Here is a 15239-nt window from a genome sequence, read left to right as displayed (position 1 = left end):
TAAAGGAGAAAGCATGCGCAGTTTTTTACAACAGACGCTGGCGGGCACGCCGCCTGCCGTTACGCAGGGAGAGACCGCGTATCTGCGCTGGCAGTGGCAGGCGGAAGGGATCCTCTCGCTGACGCCGCTGACGCACTGCGATCGGGCACTGGTGCTGTCAGCAGGGATCCACGGTAATGAAACGGCGCCGGTGGAAATAGTGGAGCAGCTGCTGGCGCCGCTGCTGAGCGGAGAGAAGCCGCTGGCAGTGCGGCTGCTGGTGATACTGGGTAATCCGGCGGCGCTGCGCAGCGGCCGTCGCTATCAGCAGTACGATCTCAACCGGCTGTTTGGTGGCCGCTGGCAGAGGGTCAGTGAAACCAGTGAAGCGCAGCGCGCCCTGCAGCTGGAACAGGTCATGGAGCGCTTCTGGCGAAGCTGTCACAGGCAGACGTCGCGCTGGCATCTTGATCTGCATACCGCCATCCGCGGTTCTTATTATCCGCGCTTTGCCGTTATGCCCGCGAGCGAACGGCCGTGGCCGGATACGTTTATGCAATGGCTGGCCGCCGCTGATCTGGAGGCACTGGTTTTTCATCGTGCGCCAGGCGGCACCTTTACCCACTACAGCTGCGAGCATCATCATGCGGCGAGCTCGACGCTCGAACTGGGTAAGGCGCGGCCGTTTGGTGACAATGACCTGTCGCAGTTCAGCGCGGTGCAGCAGGCACTCGCTGCACTGCTTGAAGGCGAAACGTGGCCGCAACCGCTCAGACAACCGCGGCGCTATCACGTCTCACAACAGATCACCCGTCAGGGGGAGGGATTCACGCTGCATATGAGCGCAGACACGCTGAATTTCACCGCTTTCCCGCAGGGAACGCTGCTGGCAGAAGAGGGCGATACGCGCTATTACGTACAGCAGGCGCGGGAATATATGCTCTTTCCCAATCCGCAGGTGGCGCCGGGCCTGCGGGCCGGGCTGATGCTGACGGAAGAGAACGCACAGCTGCCGGCGCAGTAAACGGCTGAGGCGTGGCTGACGCGTGGGTGGCGTCAGCCCGCTGATATGCAGCGTTTAATATTTTGCTTTCCCGCTGCGGGCAAACTCATTACACTCCTCCTTAATTCCTGCCATTTCCCCGCTATTGTCATACTCTTTTGCATTTTCTCACGTAATTCTTCGCAATCTCTCCACGATCGCACGATATCTGTCTTCTATGCTTTCAGGGCTTTACTCAGGTTCTGAGTAGTTGACGTTCAGCGTCGTATGCTTGTTTCCGAAGACGCGACACAGGCTGTCGTCATATAACTGACAAGAAAGGACAATATTATGCGTAAACTGACTTCTGTTTTTCTGGCTACCGCAATGGCACTGGGTGCCGCCAATATCGTCCACGCTGCGGCCGATAACCTGACGCCACCGCCGGCCGGAAGTGAAAAGCCGATGCATAAGCCAATGCGCCATCACGGTATGGAGATGTTTAAAGGCATCACGCTGACCGATGCGCAGAAAACGCAGATCCGCACCATCATGCAGGATGGTCATAAAGAGATGCAGCGTCCGTCGCCGGAAGCGCGCCGCGCGAACCATGCTATTATTGCCGCCGACAGTTTTGATCGCAGCAAAGCTGAAGCACAGGCTGAGAAGATGACCGCGAATGCTAAAGAGAATGCGGTACGCATGATGGAAACGCAGAACAAAATCTACAACGTACTGACGCCGGAACAGAAAAAGCAGTACAACGCCAATTTCGAAACGCGCCTGACGGAAAAAGCGCCACACGATGGTAAAATGCCACCACCGCCTGCTGACGGTGAGTAAACACACCGTAACCGATCCGGATTAAGACCGCCGGCGCTGTTCAGGACAGAGTACCGCCCTGAACAGCGTCGGCGGTTTTTTTACAGCTCTATCAGCGGGAACTCGCCGGAAAGCAGCGGACGGCAGAGTATTTTATAGCCGTCGTGATCAAATCCCTGGCGCGCGCGCTGCAGCTGGCGCGCTTCCGCTTCAGTAGCCACAGACCCCAGCCAGAACCAGTGATCGATTACATGGATTTGCGTCATCTCAGCACCGCGCTCCACCATGCCAACCGGGCCTTCCCACGGCCAGCACACCACGCGAAAGCGTTCCAGGCCCTCACGGAGCCGCTGCTGATGCGCTTCCACGCTCTCTTTTCCGCAGCAGGCACCGGCACAGCGCTTCAGCGCTGCGCGAAAGCAGCCGCGCCCCGGCCGCAGGCTCTCCAGCCCGAGCAGGCCGTGACAGAGCTGCAGATCGTCTGCCATGCTTTTGAGCTTCTCCAGCGCGGCGAAACGGCTGCGAAACAGCCCGTAAAGATCGGGCGAACGTGAGAAATCGACATCTTTTGCATAAACCACTTCCGGCGCGCCTTCGCCCAGCTGGAGTGAGCAGAGCTGACGATTTTTACGCAGGCGCTTATTGAACAGCGGTTGCTGCGTTTTGATCATCTGCGCTTCCAGCAGCTGTGCACCAATATCGCCGGCGGTAGGGATCCAGCTTACGCGCCGCGCCTGACGCAGCATGCTCGCTTCATCCGTGGTGCGAAAATGCGCCATAACCCGGCTGCGCAAATTAATGCTTTTGCCGATATAAAGCGGCAGGTTTTCGCTCTCGCCGTGAAAGGTGTAGACGCCGGGCACTTTAGGCAGCCCTTCAAGCCACTGGCGCAGGTGTTCGGGATATTGATAGATTGCCGCCGCGTCAAAGTCGAGGCGATGGCTGGTTGCTCGTCTGACCAAAGAATGCTCCGCTTACTGGTTTTGTATACAGTGTATCAGCGTGCTGTTTTTATCGCCAGTGGCAAGCGGGGCGCGACTCTCTCTCCGCAGAGGGAGAGCCGCAGGGAGAGGTTACTTTTTCCAGTAGTCGTCAAAAACAGTAACCGGCAAACGGCGTTTATGCTCGGTTTTGGTGTACCAGCCCTCAATGGTTTTCGCAGCCCCGGCATCAATGGTTTTTCCTTCCAGATAATCATCGATCTGCTGATAGGTGACGCCAAGCGCCACTTCATCCTGCAGGCCGGGACGATCGTCTTCCAAATCGGCCGTCGGGTGTTTCATCCAGAGATGTTCCGGGCAACCCAGCGCTTTCAGCAGCTGTTTACCCTGGCCTTTGTTAAGGCGGAAGATCGGGTTTACATCGCTGCCGCCGTCGCCATATTTGGTATAAAAGCCGGTGACCGCTTCCGCCGCGTGATCGGTGCCCAGCACGATGCCTTTGGTCATTCCGGCAATGCTGTACTGCGCCTTCATGCGCTCGCGCGCTTTTTCGTTACCGCGTACAAAATCTGACAGCGCAATACCCGCTTCCTGCAGTGCGCGCTCGCTGGCCAGTACCGCCTCTTTGATATTAACCACCAGAGTACGGTCAGGCTGAATAAATGCCAGAGCATCCTGACAATCCTGCTCATCGGCCTGTTTACCGTACGGCAGGCGCACGGCAATAAAGGCGTACTCTTTATCGCCGGTCTCATGACGCAGCTCGCTGACCGCGGTCTGCGCCAGCTTCCCGACCAGCGTTGAATCCTGCCCGCCGCTGATGCCCAGAATCAGCGTTTTCAGAAAAGGATGCGCTTTCAGATAGGCTTTCAGAAAATCGACGCTGACGCGGATCTCCTGCTGCGGATCGATAGCGGGTTTAACACCAAGGGCCTGAATGATTTCCTGCTGCAGTGACATGAACCTCTCCTTAAGTCGGAAGCCTGACGGCATGATGCGTAACATCAGCTAAAGCTAACGCCTCGGCCGCAAAACAACAAGCCAAACGGCGGCGAGTGCAGACGGTTTGCTGCTGAATCAGGCGCTTTTCGGACGCTGTGCCAGCAGGGTAAACATCAGGATCGCCAGCATAAAGCAGCCAAATATCGTGGCGCTCATGCTGATAACCGAGGTCCCGCCCACCCCGCTGACCGGCACGCTAATGGCGCCCAGCGTAAACATCGTCACGCCGATGACCGCAGAAGCACTGCCGGCGCGATGTCCCTGACTCTGCATTGCCAGCGATGCGGCGGTGGTTGCTATCACACCATTACTGGCGATAGAGAAAAACAGCGCGACCAGGATAACCGGCAGCGCGGCTCCGCTCAGTGCGGCTGTCAGCAGCGTAGCAGAGGCCACAAACGCCAGCGTCAGCCCGCCCTTAAGCACCCGATATTCGCCCCAGAGCGGGCAGAGACGCGCGCTGGTTTGTGAAGCGATAATCAGGCCAAAACCGTTGGCGGCAAAGCAGAGGCTGAACGCCTGCGGCGACAGGCCGTAGATCTGCTGCAGCACAAACGGCGAGGCGCCGATATAGGCAAACATGCCCGACATCATAAAGCCCTGCGTCAGACAAAAGCCCATAAAGGGGCGGTGCGTGACGACCTGGCCCAGTGCCGCCCAGGCAGAAAAAAGAGAACCCTGGCTACGGCGCGCGGCCGGCAGCGTCTCATGCAGCTGCCAGCGCGCCAGCAGAATCAGCAAAATAGCAATCGCCGCCAGCACGATGAAAATACCGCGCCAGCTCATGATCGTCATCAGCGCGCCGCCCAGCACTGGCGCACCCACCGGTGCAAGGCCGTTCACCAGCATCAGCAGTGCAAAAAAGCGCGTCAGCTCGTGTCCGCTGTACATATCACGGGCAATGGCCCGTGACAGCACGGCACCGCCAGCGCCGGCCAGCCCCTCAAACAGACGGGCAATCAGTAGCGAATGAATATCTTTTGCCAGCGCACAGCCCACAGAGGCAATAAACAGCAGCAGCAGTGACAGCAGCAGGGGCCGGATGCGGCCAAATTTATCGCTCATGGGTCCGAATAACAGCTGTCCCGCCCCCAGCCCCAGCAGGCCGGCGGTCAGGCTAAGCTGAGCCGTCGAGGTCTGCGTTTGCAGATCGCGCGCCAGTTCAGGCAGCGCAGGCAGGTAAAGATCGATACAGAGCGGTCCGAGCGCCGCGAGCAGTCCGAGCGTGATGGCGTAAACCAGCCGGTTAGGGTGTGCAGATGTCATGGGGCCTCTGAGCCGGGTAAAAAGTTAACCGCGCGATTATACGGAGCAGGGCGCAGCCGCACAGCTTTTTTACGCCAGAGAGATCCCGATAAGCGCATCTAAAACGTAGCCACCAGGTTGATAAATCTGAATTTGTGTTCCAGGCTTATTCGGACATGGACAAAGTATGAGGAACAAAAAATGAATAAAGTGCTGGGATGTATCGCTGCCGCTATGACGCTGGCTGCTCTGTCTGGTTGTACCACTTATGATCGCGCGGAAAGTTATGTCACCAAACCGGTAGTAAAAGATGTGAAAAAAGGCATGACGCGTGAACAGGTACGTCAGATTGCTGGTCCGGCTTCGACCGAAGTTACCATGGCGCACGCGCGCGGCACCTGCCAGACTTACGTTATTGGCGAGCGTGATGGCAAAATGCAGACCTATTTTGTCAGCTACAACGATACCGGTCGCGTGATGAACTACGGTTTCCAGAGCTGCAAAGAATACGATACCGATCCGCAGGTTGCGCAGTAATCCGGTTTCGCAGAATAAAAAAGGGCCCGTCTGAGACGGGCCCTTTTTCATGCTGAAGTCAGCACTTAGCGGTGCGCCAGTTCGGCATGCTCATCGCTCTCCAGAATCTTTTTGTCCGTCTGGCCCAGCCAGCGGCTGGTCAGTGAACCGGCCGTCATGGAACCATTCACATTGAGCGCGGTACGGCCCATATCAATCAGTGGCTCAATCGAAATCAGCAGGGCCACCAGCGTCACCGGCAGACCCATTGCCGGCAGCACAATCAGCGCCGCAAAAGTGGCACCGCCACCCACACCGGCTACGCCAGCGGAACTCAGGGTAACCATCCCGACCAGCGTGGCGATCCATACCGGATCAAACGGGTTGATGCCGACGGTGGGTGCAATCATCACTGCCAGCATTGTCGGATAGAGCCCGGCGCAGCCGTTCTGGCCAATAGTGGCACCAAACGAGGCAGAGAAGCTGGCAATCGCTTCCGGCACGCCGAGGCGGCGCGTCTGCGTTTCCACATTCAGCGGAATGCTTGCTGCGCTGGAGCGGCTGGTAAAAGCGAAGGTGATCACTGGCCACACTTTGCGGAAGAAGCGCAGCGGATTGATGCCGTTGATCGACAGCAGCAGGGCATGCACGCCAAACATAATGGCAAGGCCAAGATAAGAGGCGAGAACAAAGCTGCCCAGCTTGACGATATCGTGCAGATTGGAACCGGCTACGACTTTGGTCATCAGAGCCAGCACGCCATACGGCGTCAGCTTCATGATCAGGCGCACCAGCTTCATCACCCAGGACTGCAGCGTATCAATCGCTGCCAGTACTCGCTCGCCTTTCACTTTGTCATCGCGCAGCAGATGCAGCGCAGCGACGCCGAGGAAAGCTGCAAAGATGACGACACTGATAATTGACGTAGGATTAGCCCCTGCCAGATCGGCAAACGGGTTTTTAGGAATGAATGAGAGCAGCAGCTGTGGCGTGCTGAGATCGGCTACTTTACCTGCATAGTTGCTCTGAATAGCATTCAGCCGCGCGGTTTCCTGCGCACCCTGCACCAGACCTTCTGCGCTGAGGTGGAAGAGACCGGTAACCATAACGCCGACCAGCGCAGAGATAGCCGTGGTAAACAGCAATACACCGATGGTCAGCACGCTGATCTTGCCCAGTGAAGAGGCATTATGCAGGCGCGCCACCGCGCTCAGTATTGAGGCGAACACCAGCGGCATGACGATCATCTGCAGCAGCTGTACGTAGCCATTACCGACCAGGTTAAACCAGCTGATTGAATCCTTAACCACGTCGCTGTTTTCACCATAAACCGCCTGAAGTCCCAGGCCAAACAGCACGCCCAGTACCAGGCCAGTCAGGACACGCTTCGACAGGCTCCAGCTCTGGTTGCCAATGCGGTTAAGCAACACCAGCAGTGCCGCAAAGACCACGATGTTGATAATAAGAGGGAAATCCATACTTAACTCCAGAAAGATGCCGCCGTGCAATGTGCAGGCGGCATAGCGTAACGTAAATTTCTATCAGAGAATGTCAGGGATGTTAGCAGCACAATTAAGTGCAGGCTTATACCCAAAAAGTATGGGTTATAACTTTTTGTTTAATATGGCGTAATGTTTAGCCGTTTTGCGGATTTATTAACCGGTTAACGCTGGTTTGCAGTGTATCAAACAGCTGCTGCGGCCAGCCGTTTGCACCAAAAGCAGGCATGCCAGCCGGAAACCAGAGTGCCGCCACCACCAGTGCCAGACAGAGCATACGCTCCAGCTGATTTCCGCTCTGGCTCCTGAGAATCGGCAGGCGAAAGCGCCAGCGGCAGGGCCACAGCAGCGGAACCCCTGCCGGCGTCAGCATGTCAGCAACAATATGGCTCAGATAGCCCAGCGTCAGTCCCTGCAGGACATCCGCCGGCAGAAACCAGTCTGCCGGAACGTTTACCTTAAACAGCCACAGACTGATAGCTACTGCCAGCAGGCTATGGGTGAAACCGCGATGTCCAAATGCCCGTGCTATGGGCTGCGAGAGCCAGCGGAAGCGCTGGCCCAGTGTGGATCGGGGATGGTCAATATCCGGCAGCAGGCAGGTCAGCAGCGTAGCGGGCACCAGATGCCACCAGTCTGCAGCAGCCAGTACTGGCGTAAGCTCCGCGCGCTTAGCAAAAATAGCGCTGGCAATCGCAAAAATTATATGGCCTTCGGCCGTCATGATTAAACCTGGATGCAAAACTGTCAATGCATCCAGTATAGGGATTTATCCAGTAAATGAGAACGGTGACGCTGTAACGAATAGTGAATTATTTTGTGCGATGAGTGACACTTCTGGCAGACAGCGTAAGGCGACGCGCGGTCAGTTAAACAAATGTTCTGCGCGCAGATCTGTCAGGCTTTGCAGCTGTACCTCTGCCAGCGCCCAGCGGGCATCAGCACAATGTGCGGCGGCCGGCACCACTATAGAACGCATGCGCGCCGCTTTACAGGCGATCATCCCGTTGAAGGAGTCTTCCAGCGCCACGCAGTTAAGCGGATCGATATTAAGTGCTGCCGCCGCATTCAGATAGACCTGCGGATGAGGTTTGCTCAGCGGCAGCGCTTCAGCTGAGGCGAGGGCAGAAAAGAAGGGCCGCAGCCGGAACATCTCCAGCACCCGCTCCAGCATGGCAAGCGGCGAAGCGGAAGCGAGCGCAATCACCAGTCCCTGCTGCTGACAGAGCTGCAGCGCCTGAGTAACGCCTGGCAGCAGCGGCTGATGCGTTTCTATCAGGGAGAGCGTACGGTCGATAATACGGGCCGTGACCCCGGCCTGCGTTACGCCCTGCCACGGCTGCGCCTCATACCACATGCGCACCGTCTGATCGATACGCAGGCCAAGCGTATCAGGCAGCTCTGCGCGACGACTGACGTCCACGCCAAGGCTTGCCAGTACTTCCATTTCAGCCTGATCCCACAGCGGCTCGGAATCAATCAGCAAACCATCCATATCAAAAATAGCGGCGTATACCGGACGACGATAGCGCATGACTGTCTCCTTTTAAGCAGTTTGCGCCACCATACCATGTCGGCGTGCGAAAACCAGCCCGCGACAGGTCGCGCATTTTTCAGGAAAAAATCGCAGACTGCAGGTAGACTTAGGGCAAAATAATTATCTGTATAGGGAAGTCTGCATGACATACCAACAGGCTGGCCAGGTCGCCATCCTTAAGCGCGTGGCTGGCTGGATCATTTTCATTCCTGCACTGCTGTCGACCATTGTTTCCATGCTCGGTTATTTATACCAGCACAGCGTAAAACAGCCCGGACTGGATGCCGTATTGCTGGATTTTATTCACGTCATGGTGGACATGCTTAAATTCAATACGTCATTTCTGAATTCATTCTGGCATCACTCACCGGTGCCCGATTTTCACGGCGGCGCAAATATCGGTTTCTGGATCATTTATGCGCTGATTTTTATCGGAATGGCGTTACAGGCCTCTGGCGCGCGTATGTGGCGCCAGTCGCGACATGTTAAAGAAGGCATTGAAGATCAGCTGATTCTGGAGCAGGCAAAGGGCAGCGAAGGGCGCACGCGCACGCAGCTTGAGGAAAAAATCCGCGTCCCGCATCACACGATTCTGCTGCAGATTTTCCCGCTCTACATCCTGCCCGTGATTATTGCTGTTGCCGGCTACTTCCTGTTAACGCTGCTGGGCATGCTTTAAATAATCAGGCCGGTCTGACCGCATCCTGCGCCAGTTTGCCGTCGCTAAGCAGCTCACTGACGGCAAACTGCGCCTCCTCCTGCCACTGGCCGGAAAACACATTCGCGCGGTTCAGCAGATAATAGAGCTGATAAACCGGCTGGCGCTGCGAAAATCCCTCTGCCAGCGGCCATTCTGCGTGATAGCCCTGCATAATTTCGCGCGGCAGTTCATGGTGATAACTTATCATCGCCAGGTCGCATTCGCGGTCGCCCCAGTAGCAGGCAGGATCGAAAATCCATGGGCCGCTGCTGCTATCTGCGCAGTTGGCGGGCCAGAGATCGCCATGCAGCAGCGAGGGCTGTGGATGATGATGAGCCAGCGCCTGCTGAACGCGGTCAATAATCTGGTTCATATCGCCATAGGTGACACCGCGTTCGGCCGCCAGCTGCAGCTGCCAGCCGATACGCTGTTCAGCAAAAAAAAGTGACCAGCGCCGCAGCCAGCTATTAGGCTGCAGGGTGGTGGTAATATTATTATCAAAATCGAGCCCGAACTGGCGCTGTTCACTCCACTGATGCAGGCGTGCCAGCTGCTGCCCCAGCTGATAACCCGCTTCCGCGCTGAGCGGCTGTGGTGGGATATACTCCAGCAGCAGAAAACTGGCGTCACGCGTACTACCGACACCATAAACGGCCGGCACTCTGACTGTCTGCGTACGCGCCAGCAGATCGAGCTGATCGGCTTCCCAGCGGAACAGTTCCAGCCGGTCACGGGTGTTGCATTTGACGAAGACATCCAGCCCGCCATAGCGGATACGCCAGGCGGGATGAATATCGCCGCCGGGCAGGGGCTCACGCTGCGTGATCTCTGCTGGCTGAGTCTGTTCGCTTAACAGGCGGCTAATGGCTGACCACATGGCAGGCTCCTCGTTAATCGCGATACCGCTGCAATTGTAGCGCGCAAAAAATACGCAAAGCCAGTTTTACCGGCGCATCAGACAGGTTTCTGCAAAAAGTGCTGCAGCGTCGTGACCTCTGTCTGTGGGGACTGATGCAGGGCAACCTCTGCAATACGCGCTGCCTGCTCTGATACCGCTTCAGGACTCAGGGTGCTGACAATGCCAAAGCTGTTGGTTCCCAGTTCATGCGGATGGCCTTCGGCGTCGTGCAGGGTGGTGCTGTAACCGCTGTTAACCATGGCACTGGTCAGCGACTGCAGATCGCCCAGCCCGGACTCCTGATAGTGAAAAGTGACAACGTAACTCGTAACGTCCAGCGTGCTCATTTACTCACCTCACTGTAACAAAACAGATTTCAGCGTAGTTCACCCCGCACCGTAGAGCGAATTTTGTTCAGCAGCGACGTAAAGCTGTGTCAGCAGCCTTAAAAATTCCTGGCCGCGGCGGGCTGTTATTTCTCTCAACGGCACCTATAATGCGCGCCGTTAATGAACGCGTCTGCAACGTAAAAAAGCTGGCCGGTGCAGGGAACAGCCTGAGGCTGTCTCATAATTTTTTACAAAACTTACAGTAAATTGCATTGATTGCCGGTAAAAACGCTGCAGACTCACCTGTTTTTAAATTGCCGCACGGATCAACCTTTAATGAAAGTTCTTAATAAACTGTCCGCTATTTTCTTGCTCTCTGCCGGAGCATTTTGTCACCAGGCTTTTGCTGATAACGCTGTCTTTACGTCTATGGATGATCCTTCAACGGCCAAACAACCGTTTGAAGGCAGCGCGTCAGCCGGTTACCTTGCGCAGACCGGTAACACCACCAGCTCTTCACTGACGGCTTCAACCAGCATGACCTGGTATCAGACCTCTATGGCTTACAGCCTGTGGGGCAACGCGGCCAATACCTCATCCAACGATGAGCGTTCATCTGAAACGTATAACATTGGTGGTCGCAGCCGCTACAACATGAACAGCGCTGATTACCTGTTTGGTCAGGCAAGCTGGCTGAGCGATCGTCTGAATGGTTATGATTCACGCGACGTGCTGACTGCCGGTTATGGTCGTCAGCTCCTTAACGGCCCGGTGCACTCACTGCGCGCGGAATTTGGTCCGGGTGTACGCTATGATGACTTCCACGACGGTGGTCATGAGACCAAAGCGCTGGGCTATGGCGCAGTCAGCTATCAATGGCAGCTCACGGATACGACAAAATTCATTCAGGGTGTCTCCGTGCTGAGCAGCTTTGGCGAAGACACCACGGTGAACTCGGAAACGGCACTGCAGGTCGCGATCAATGATCACTTCGCGCTGAAAATGGGCTATAACGTGACCTGGAATAACAATCCACCTGAGTCTGCGCCCGATCGTACCGATACCAAAACCACGATTCAGCTCTCCTACGCAATGTAACTGCCATGCGAATAAACCGTCGTCCGGCTTATGCCGCACGGCGGTTTTTTTTTCGTGCTTGCTTAGACTTAGCCAGCACGGCGGGTTTTGCTGAAGAGCGAAAGCTGTTATCATATTTGCCGCTTTATGCGCCTGGCGTCATTCCGACAATGTGGGTCTGACATCACGCCGGGTACACACACCAAATACAGTGTTGCATGTAGGCTTTCGTGTGGCTTACCACTGCAATTTAAGGATATTAAATGCCAGTAATTACTCTTCCTGACGGCAGCCAGCGCGTTTTTGACCATCCGGTCAGCGTAATGGATATTGCGCTGGATATTGGTCCCGGCCTGGCGAAAGCCTGTATTGCCGGTCGCGTAAACGGTGAGCTGGTGGATGCGGTTGATCCCATCACCGACGATGCCCAGGTCGCAATCATCACAGCAAAAGATGACGCTGGTCTGGAGATCATCCGTCACTCCTGCGCGCACCTGCTGGGTCATGCCATCAAACAGCTGTGGCCCAATACCAAAATGGCGATTGGCCCGGTCATTGATAACGGCTTCTATTATGACGTTGATCTCGACCACACGCTGACGCAGGAAGATCTGGAACAGCTGGAAAAGCGTATGCACCAGCTGGCTGAAACCAATTACACCGTGGTAAAGAAAAAGGTCAGCTGGCAGGAAGCTCGCGACGTGTTTGCTGCGCGTGGCGAAAGCTATAAAACCACTATCCTTGATGAGAACATCAGTCACGATGACCGTCCGGGTCTCTATCATCATGAAGAGTATGTGGATATGTGCCGCGGCCCGCACGTACCAAACATGCGCTTCTGCCACCATTTTAAACTGCAGAAAATTGCGGGTGCCTACTGGCGTGGCAACAGTGATAACAAAATGCTGCAGCGCATTTATGGCACGGCATGGGCAGACAAGAAACAGCTGTCAGCCTATCTGCAGCGTCTGGAAGAAGCAGCAAAACGCGATCATCGTAAAATCGGTAAACAGCTTGACCTCTATCATATGCAGGAAGAGGCGCCGGGCATGGTATTCTGGCACAATGACGGCTGGACGATTTTCCGCGAGCTGGAAGTTTTTGTTCGTACCAAACTGAAAGAGTATGATTACCAGGAAGTGAAAGGTCCGTTTATGATGGACCGCGTGCTGTGGGAAAAAACCGGCCACTGGGAAAACTACAAAGAGGCGATGTTTACGACCTCTTCAGAAAACCGCGAATATTGCATTAAACCGATGAACTGCCCGGGTCACGTTCAGATCTTCAATCAGGGTCTGAAATCCTATCGCGATCTGCCGCTGCGTATGGCAGAGTTCGGTAGCTGCCATCGCAACGAACCATCAGGTGCCCTCCACGGTCTGATGCGCGTACGCGGCTTTACGCAGGATGACGCCCACGTATTCTGTACTGAAGATCAGGTTCGCGACGAAGTAAACAGCTGTATTCGTATGGTGTATGACATGTACAGCACCTTCGGTTTTGAAAAAATCGTGGTGAAGCTGTCTACCCGTCCGGAAAAGCGTATCGGTACTGATGAGATGTGGGATCGCGCAGAGGTTGACCTGGCCGAAGCATTGAAAGAGAATGAGATCCCCTTTGAGTATCAGCCGGGTGAAGGGGCGTTTTATGGCCCGAAAATTGAGTTCACCCTGTATGATTGTCTCGATCGTGCCTGGCAGTGTGGCACGGTTCAGCTAGACTTTTCTCTGCCAAAACGTCTTGATGCCACCTATGTGGGTGAAACCAACGACCGTCAGACACCGGTGATGATTCACCGTGCGATTCTGGGCTCTATGGAGCGCTTTATCGGTATTCTGACTGAAGAGTTCGCTGGTTTCTTCCCGAGCTGGCTGGCACCGGTACAGGCTGTAGTGATGAATATCACTGACAGTCAGGCAGAATATGTCAGTGAACTGACAAAGAAACTGCAAAATGCTGGCATTCGTGTCAAAGCAGACTTGAGAAACGAGAAGATAGGCTTTAAAATCCGCGAGCACACATTGCGTCGCGTCCCTTATATGCTGGTTTGCGGTGAGAAAGAGGTGGAAGCAGGCAAAGTTGCCGTGCGCACCCGCCGTGGTAAAGACCTCGGGAGCATGGACGTAGATGTGTTTGTTGAGAAGCTGCAACAAGAGATTCGCAGCCGACATCTTCACCAATTAGAGGAATAAGGTTATTAAAGGCGGAAAACGAGTACAACCGACGCGTCCAAACCGTATTAACGGCGAAATCCGAGCCACCGAAGTGCGCCTCACTGGCGTTGACGGCGAGCAACTTGGCATTGTCTCTCTACGCGAAGCGATTGAGAAAGCTGAAGAAGCTGGCGTAGATTTAGTTGAAATCAGCCCGAACGCCGAACCGCCGGTATGCCGTATTATGGATTACGGCAAGTTCCTTTATGAAAAGAGTAAATCTTCTAAGGAACAGAAGAAGAAGCAGAAAGTTATCCAGGTTAAGGAAATCAAATTCCGTCCTGGTACCGATGATGGCGACTATCAGGTAAAACTCCGCAGCCTGATGCGCTTTCTGGAAGAGGGCGATAAAGCCAAAATCACGCTGCGTTTCCGCGGTCGTGAGATGGCGCACCAGCAGATCGGTATGGAAGTGCTTAACCGCGTCCGTAAAGATCTGTGTGAAGATATCGATCTGGCAGTGGTCGAGTCCTTCCCTTCGAAGATCGAAGGCCGCCAGATGATTATGGTGCTCGCACCCAAGAAGAAACAGTAGGCTTTCAAGTAATGATGCCGCGCAGCGTTCGCGCTGTGCGGGATTTATTCGCCTGTCTGGTTCATTTTTTTAACAATGCGAAGTGGATATTTGTAAAAATGCCAAAGATTAAAACTGTACGTGGCGCGGCTAAGCGCTTCAAGAAGACCGCCTCTGGCGGCTTCAAGCGTAAGCACGCAAACCTGCGTCATATTCTGACCAAAAAGTCTACCAAGCGTAAACGTCACCTGCGTCCAAAAGGCCTGGTGTCTAAAGGCGATCTGGGTCTGGTTATTGCCTGCCTGCCGTACGCATAAGTAAATTTTTTTAATTCGCCTGTCGCGCTGTAAGGCTTATCGCCAGCAGAGCAACGGCAAAACAGAATATGATTAAGGAGAGCTCATGGCTCGCGTAAAACGTGGTGTAATTGCTCGCGCACGTCACAAAAAAATCTTAAAACAAGCTAAAGGCTACTACGGTGCACGTTCACGTGTTTACCGCGTTGCTTTCCAGGCTGTTATCAAAGCTGGTCAGTATGCTTACCGCGACCGTCGTCAGCGTAAGCGTCAGTTCCGTCAGCTGTGGATCGCACGTATCAACGCTGCGGCGCGTCAGAACGGTATGTCTTACAGCCGTTTCATCAATGGCCTGAAAAAAGCGTCCATTGAAATTGACCGTAAAATCCTGGCTGACATCGCTGTATTCGACAAAGCAGCCTTCGCTGCTCTGGTAGAAAAAGCGAAATCAGCTCTGGCGTAAGTCAGGTAAAAAAGGGAGCTTGCTCCCTTTTTTATTGCCTGCAACTCACGCAAAAGATTGACATTTTAGCCGCCGCGCATTTCAATAGGGCGGTTTTTAATTTTCGTAAGGTAACGCAAGCATGCACGCTGCTCTTTTCCGTTTCTTTTTTTACTTTAGCGCCTGACCATCAGGGGCTTGTGCGCATAAGAAAAGAAACGAAAAATCGCGCTGAAAGCCTCCCTCG

General features: G+C 54.8%; 18 protein-coding genes and 1 other annotated feature (1 of these 19 cut by a window edge). Of the genes, 10 read left to right on the top strand and 8 right to left on the bottom strand.

Translation table 11 applies throughout. From position 1 onward, the window contains the following. Window positions 1-13 precede the first annotated feature (13 nt). Window positions 14-1003 (top strand): succinylglutamate desuccinylase, encoded by a 990-nt coding sequence (astE, locus tag SB719_RS08075; protein ID WP_412159121.1) that lies wholly within the window; start codon window positions 14-16, stop codon window positions 1001-1003. A 309-nt stretch (window positions 1004-1312) separates the two neighbouring features. Beyond that, a complete protein-coding gene (gene spy, locus SB719_RS08070) occupies window positions 1313-1804 on the top strand; it encodes an ATP-independent periplasmic protein-refolding chaperone Spy (RefSeq protein ID WP_065649501.1) in 492 nt (163 codons plus the stop codon). 80 nt (window positions 1805-1884) lie between these two features. Here spy and cho read toward each other — a convergent pair whose 3' ends face one another. From cho to SB719_RS08055, 3 genes are all read right to left on the bottom strand, one after another. Further along, the gene (gene cho / locus SB719_RS08065; protein ID WP_065649500.1) at window positions 1885-2745 is read right to left on the bottom strand and encodes an excinuclease Cho; all 861 of its coding nucleotides are present in this window, start codon (window positions 2743-2745) and stop codon (window positions 1885-1887) included. A gap of 111 nt (window positions 2746-2856) precedes the next feature. After that, entirely contained in the window at window positions 2857-3684 is an 828-nt protein-coding gene (gene nadE / locus SB719_RS08060; RefSeq protein ID WP_065649499.1) for an ammonia-dependent NAD(+) synthetase, read from the bottom strand. A gap of 117 nt (window positions 3685-3801) precedes the next feature. Then, entirely contained in the window at window positions 3802-4992 is a 1191-nt protein-coding gene (locus SB719_RS08055; RefSeq protein ID WP_313065885.1) for a multidrug effflux MFS transporter, read from the bottom strand. 180 nt (window positions 4993-5172) lie between these two features. Here SB719_RS08055 and osmE point away from each other — a divergent pair, with 180 nt between their 5' ends. Beyond that, complete coding sequence (gene osmE, locus SB719_RS08050) at window positions 5173-5508, top strand: osmotically-inducible lipoprotein OsmE (RefSeq protein ID WP_039384034.1); 336 nt, start codon at window positions 5173-5175, stop codon at window positions 5506-5508. 65 nt (window positions 5509-5573) lie between these two features. On the opposite strand, the gene SB719_RS08045 is transcribed toward osmE, so the two are convergent. From SB719_RS08045 to hxpB, 3 genes are all read right to left on the bottom strand, one after another. Beyond that, entirely contained in the window at window positions 5574-6965 is a 1392-nt protein-coding gene (locus SB719_RS08045) for an L-cystine transporter (protein WP_304232716.1), read from the bottom strand. A 157-nt stretch (window positions 6966-7122) separates the two neighbouring features. Further along, entirely contained in the window at window positions 7123-7710 is a 588-nt protein-coding gene (locus SB719_RS08040) for a metal-dependent hydrolase (RefSeq protein WP_065649496.1), read from the bottom strand. Window positions 7711-7851: 141 nt separating this feature from the next. Beyond that, window positions 7852-8520 carry a hexitol phosphatase HxpB gene (gene hxpB / locus SB719_RS08035; RefSeq protein WP_065649495.1) on the bottom strand — a complete coding sequence of 223 codons (669 nt, stop codon included), beginning with the start codon at window positions 8518-8520 and terminating at the stop codon, window positions 7852-7854. A gap of 145 nt (window positions 8521-8665) precedes the next feature. Between hxpB and SB719_RS08030 the strand changes: the two genes are divergently transcribed. Next, window positions 8666-9202 (top strand): YniB family protein, encoded by a 537-nt coding sequence (locus SB719_RS08030; RefSeq protein ID WP_065649494.1) that lies wholly within the window; start codon window positions 8666-8668, stop codon window positions 9200-9202. 4 nt (window positions 9203-9206) lie between these two features. On the opposite strand, the gene SB719_RS08025 is transcribed toward SB719_RS08030, so the two are convergent. Together SB719_RS08025 and ghoS are read right to left on the bottom strand one after the other, a co-directional pair. Further along, window positions 9207-10100, bottom strand: a complete 894-nt coding sequence (locus SB719_RS08025) for a fructosamine kinase family protein (protein WP_314689238.1) — start codon at window positions 10098-10100, stop codon at window positions 9207-9209. Window positions 10101-10177: 77 nt separating this feature from the next. After that, window positions 10178-10468, bottom strand: coding sequence for a type V toxin-antitoxin system endoribonuclease antitoxin GhoS (gene ghoS, locus SB719_RS08020; protein ID WP_065649492.1), 291 nt, complete (start codon window positions 10466-10468; stop codon window positions 10178-10180). 318 nt (window positions 10469-10786) lie between these two features. Between ghoS and SB719_RS08015 the strand changes: the two genes are divergently transcribed. The 6 genes from SB719_RS08015 to pheM all read left to right on the top strand — a co-directional run bounded on the left by SB719_RS08015 (window position 10787) and on the right by pheM (window position 15179). Next, a complete protein-coding gene (locus tag SB719_RS08015; protein ID WP_065649491.1) occupies window positions 10787-11548 on the top strand; it encodes a YdiY family protein in 762 nt (253 codons plus the stop codon). Window positions 11549-11790: 242 nt separating this feature from the next. Beyond that, window positions 11791-13719 carry a threonine--tRNA ligase gene (gene thrS / locus SB719_RS08010; RefSeq protein WP_412159120.1) on the top strand — a complete coding sequence of 643 codons (1929 nt, stop codon included), beginning with the start codon at window positions 11791-11793 and terminating at the stop codon, window positions 13717-13719. Window positions 13720-13723: 4 nt separating this feature from the next. Further along, window positions 13724-14275, top strand: a complete 552-nt coding sequence (gene infC / locus SB719_RS08005; RefSeq protein WP_039384061.1) for a translation initiation factor IF-3 — start codon at window positions 13724-13726, stop codon at window positions 14273-14275. A 98-nt stretch (window positions 14276-14373) separates the two neighbouring features. Then, entirely contained in the window at window positions 14374-14571 is a 198-nt protein-coding gene (rpmI, locus tag SB719_RS08000; RefSeq protein ID WP_010275699.1) for a 50S ribosomal protein L35, read from the top strand. 85 nt (window positions 14572-14656) lie between these two features. After that, complete coding sequence (rplT, locus tag SB719_RS07995; RefSeq protein ID WP_039384062.1) at window positions 14657-15013, top strand: 50S ribosomal protein L20; 357 nt, start codon at window positions 14657-14659, stop codon at window positions 15011-15013. Between the two features lie 116 nt (window positions 15014-15129). Then, window positions 15130-15239: a sequence feature (Phe leader region), on the top strand (it continues 16 nt past the right edge of the window). Then, the gene (gene pheM, locus SB719_RS07990) at window positions 15135-15179 is read left to right on the top strand and encodes a pheST operon leader peptide PheM (protein ID WP_139074214.1); all 45 of its coding nucleotides are present in this window, start codon (window positions 15135-15137) and stop codon (window positions 15177-15179) included. (Overlaps the previous feature by 45 nt.)

It is taken from the genome of Pantoea sp. SIMBA_079, from assembly GCF_046940275.1.
Classification (GTDB): domain Bacteria; phylum Pseudomonadota; class Gammaproteobacteria; order Enterobacterales; family Enterobacteriaceae; genus Pantoea; species Pantoea borealis.
This window is presented reverse-complemented; position numbering and strand designations above follow the sequence as displayed.

Coding starts and splice junctions, on each gene's coding strand:
- hxpB (WP_065649495.1), bottom strand. CDS start 8,520: ATGCGCTATCGTCGTCCGGTATACGCCGCTATTTTTGATATGGATGGT.
- osmE (WP_039384034.1), top strand. CDS start 5,173: ATGAATAAAGTGCTGGGATGTATCGCTGCCGCTATGACGCTGGCTGCT.
- SB719_RS08055 (WP_313065885.1), bottom strand. CDS start 4,992: ATGACATCTGCACACCCTAACCGGCTGGTTTACGCCATCACGCTCGGA.
- thrS (WP_412159120.1), top strand. CDS start 11,791: ATGCCAGTAATTACTCTTCCTGACGGCAGCCAGCGCGTTTTTGACCAT.
- rpmI (WP_010275699.1), top strand. CDS start 14,374: ATGCCAAAGATTAAAACTGTACGTGGCGCGGCTAAGCGCTTCAAGAAG.
- ghoS (WP_065649492.1), bottom strand. CDS start 10,468: ATGAGCACGCTGGACGTTACGAGTTACGTTGTCACTTTTCACTATCAG.
- spy (WP_065649501.1), top strand. CDS start 1,313: ATGCGTAAACTGACTTCTGTTTTTCTGGCTACCGCAATGGCACTGGGT.
- rplT (WP_039384062.1), top strand. CDS start 14,657: ATGGCTCGCGTAAAACGTGGTGTAATTGCTCGCGCACGTCACAAAAAA.
- SB719_RS08045 (WP_304232716.1), bottom strand. CDS start 6,965: ATGGATTTCCCTCTTATTATCAACATCGTGGTCTTTGCGGCACTGCTG.
- nadE (WP_065649499.1), bottom strand. CDS start 3,684: ATGTCACTGCAGCAGGAAATCATTCAGGCCCTTGGTGTTAAACCCGCT.
- SB719_RS08025 (WP_314689238.1), bottom strand. CDS start 10,100: ATGTGGTCAGCCATTAGCCGCCTGTTAAGCGAACAGACTCAGCCAGCA.
- SB719_RS08040 (WP_065649496.1), bottom strand. CDS start 7,710: ATGACGGCCGAAGGCCATATAATTTTTGCGATTGCCAGCGCTATTTTT.
- astE (WP_412159121.1), top strand. CDS start 14: ATGCGCAGTTTTTTACAACAGACGCTGGCGGGCACGCCGCCTGCCGTT.
- SB719_RS08030 (WP_065649494.1), top strand. CDS start 8,666: ATGACATACCAACAGGCTGGCCAGGTCGCCATCCTTAAGCGCGTGGCT.
- SB719_RS08015 (WP_065649491.1), top strand. CDS start 10,787: ATGAAAGTTCTTAATAAACTGTCCGCTATTTTCTTGCTCTCTGCCGGA.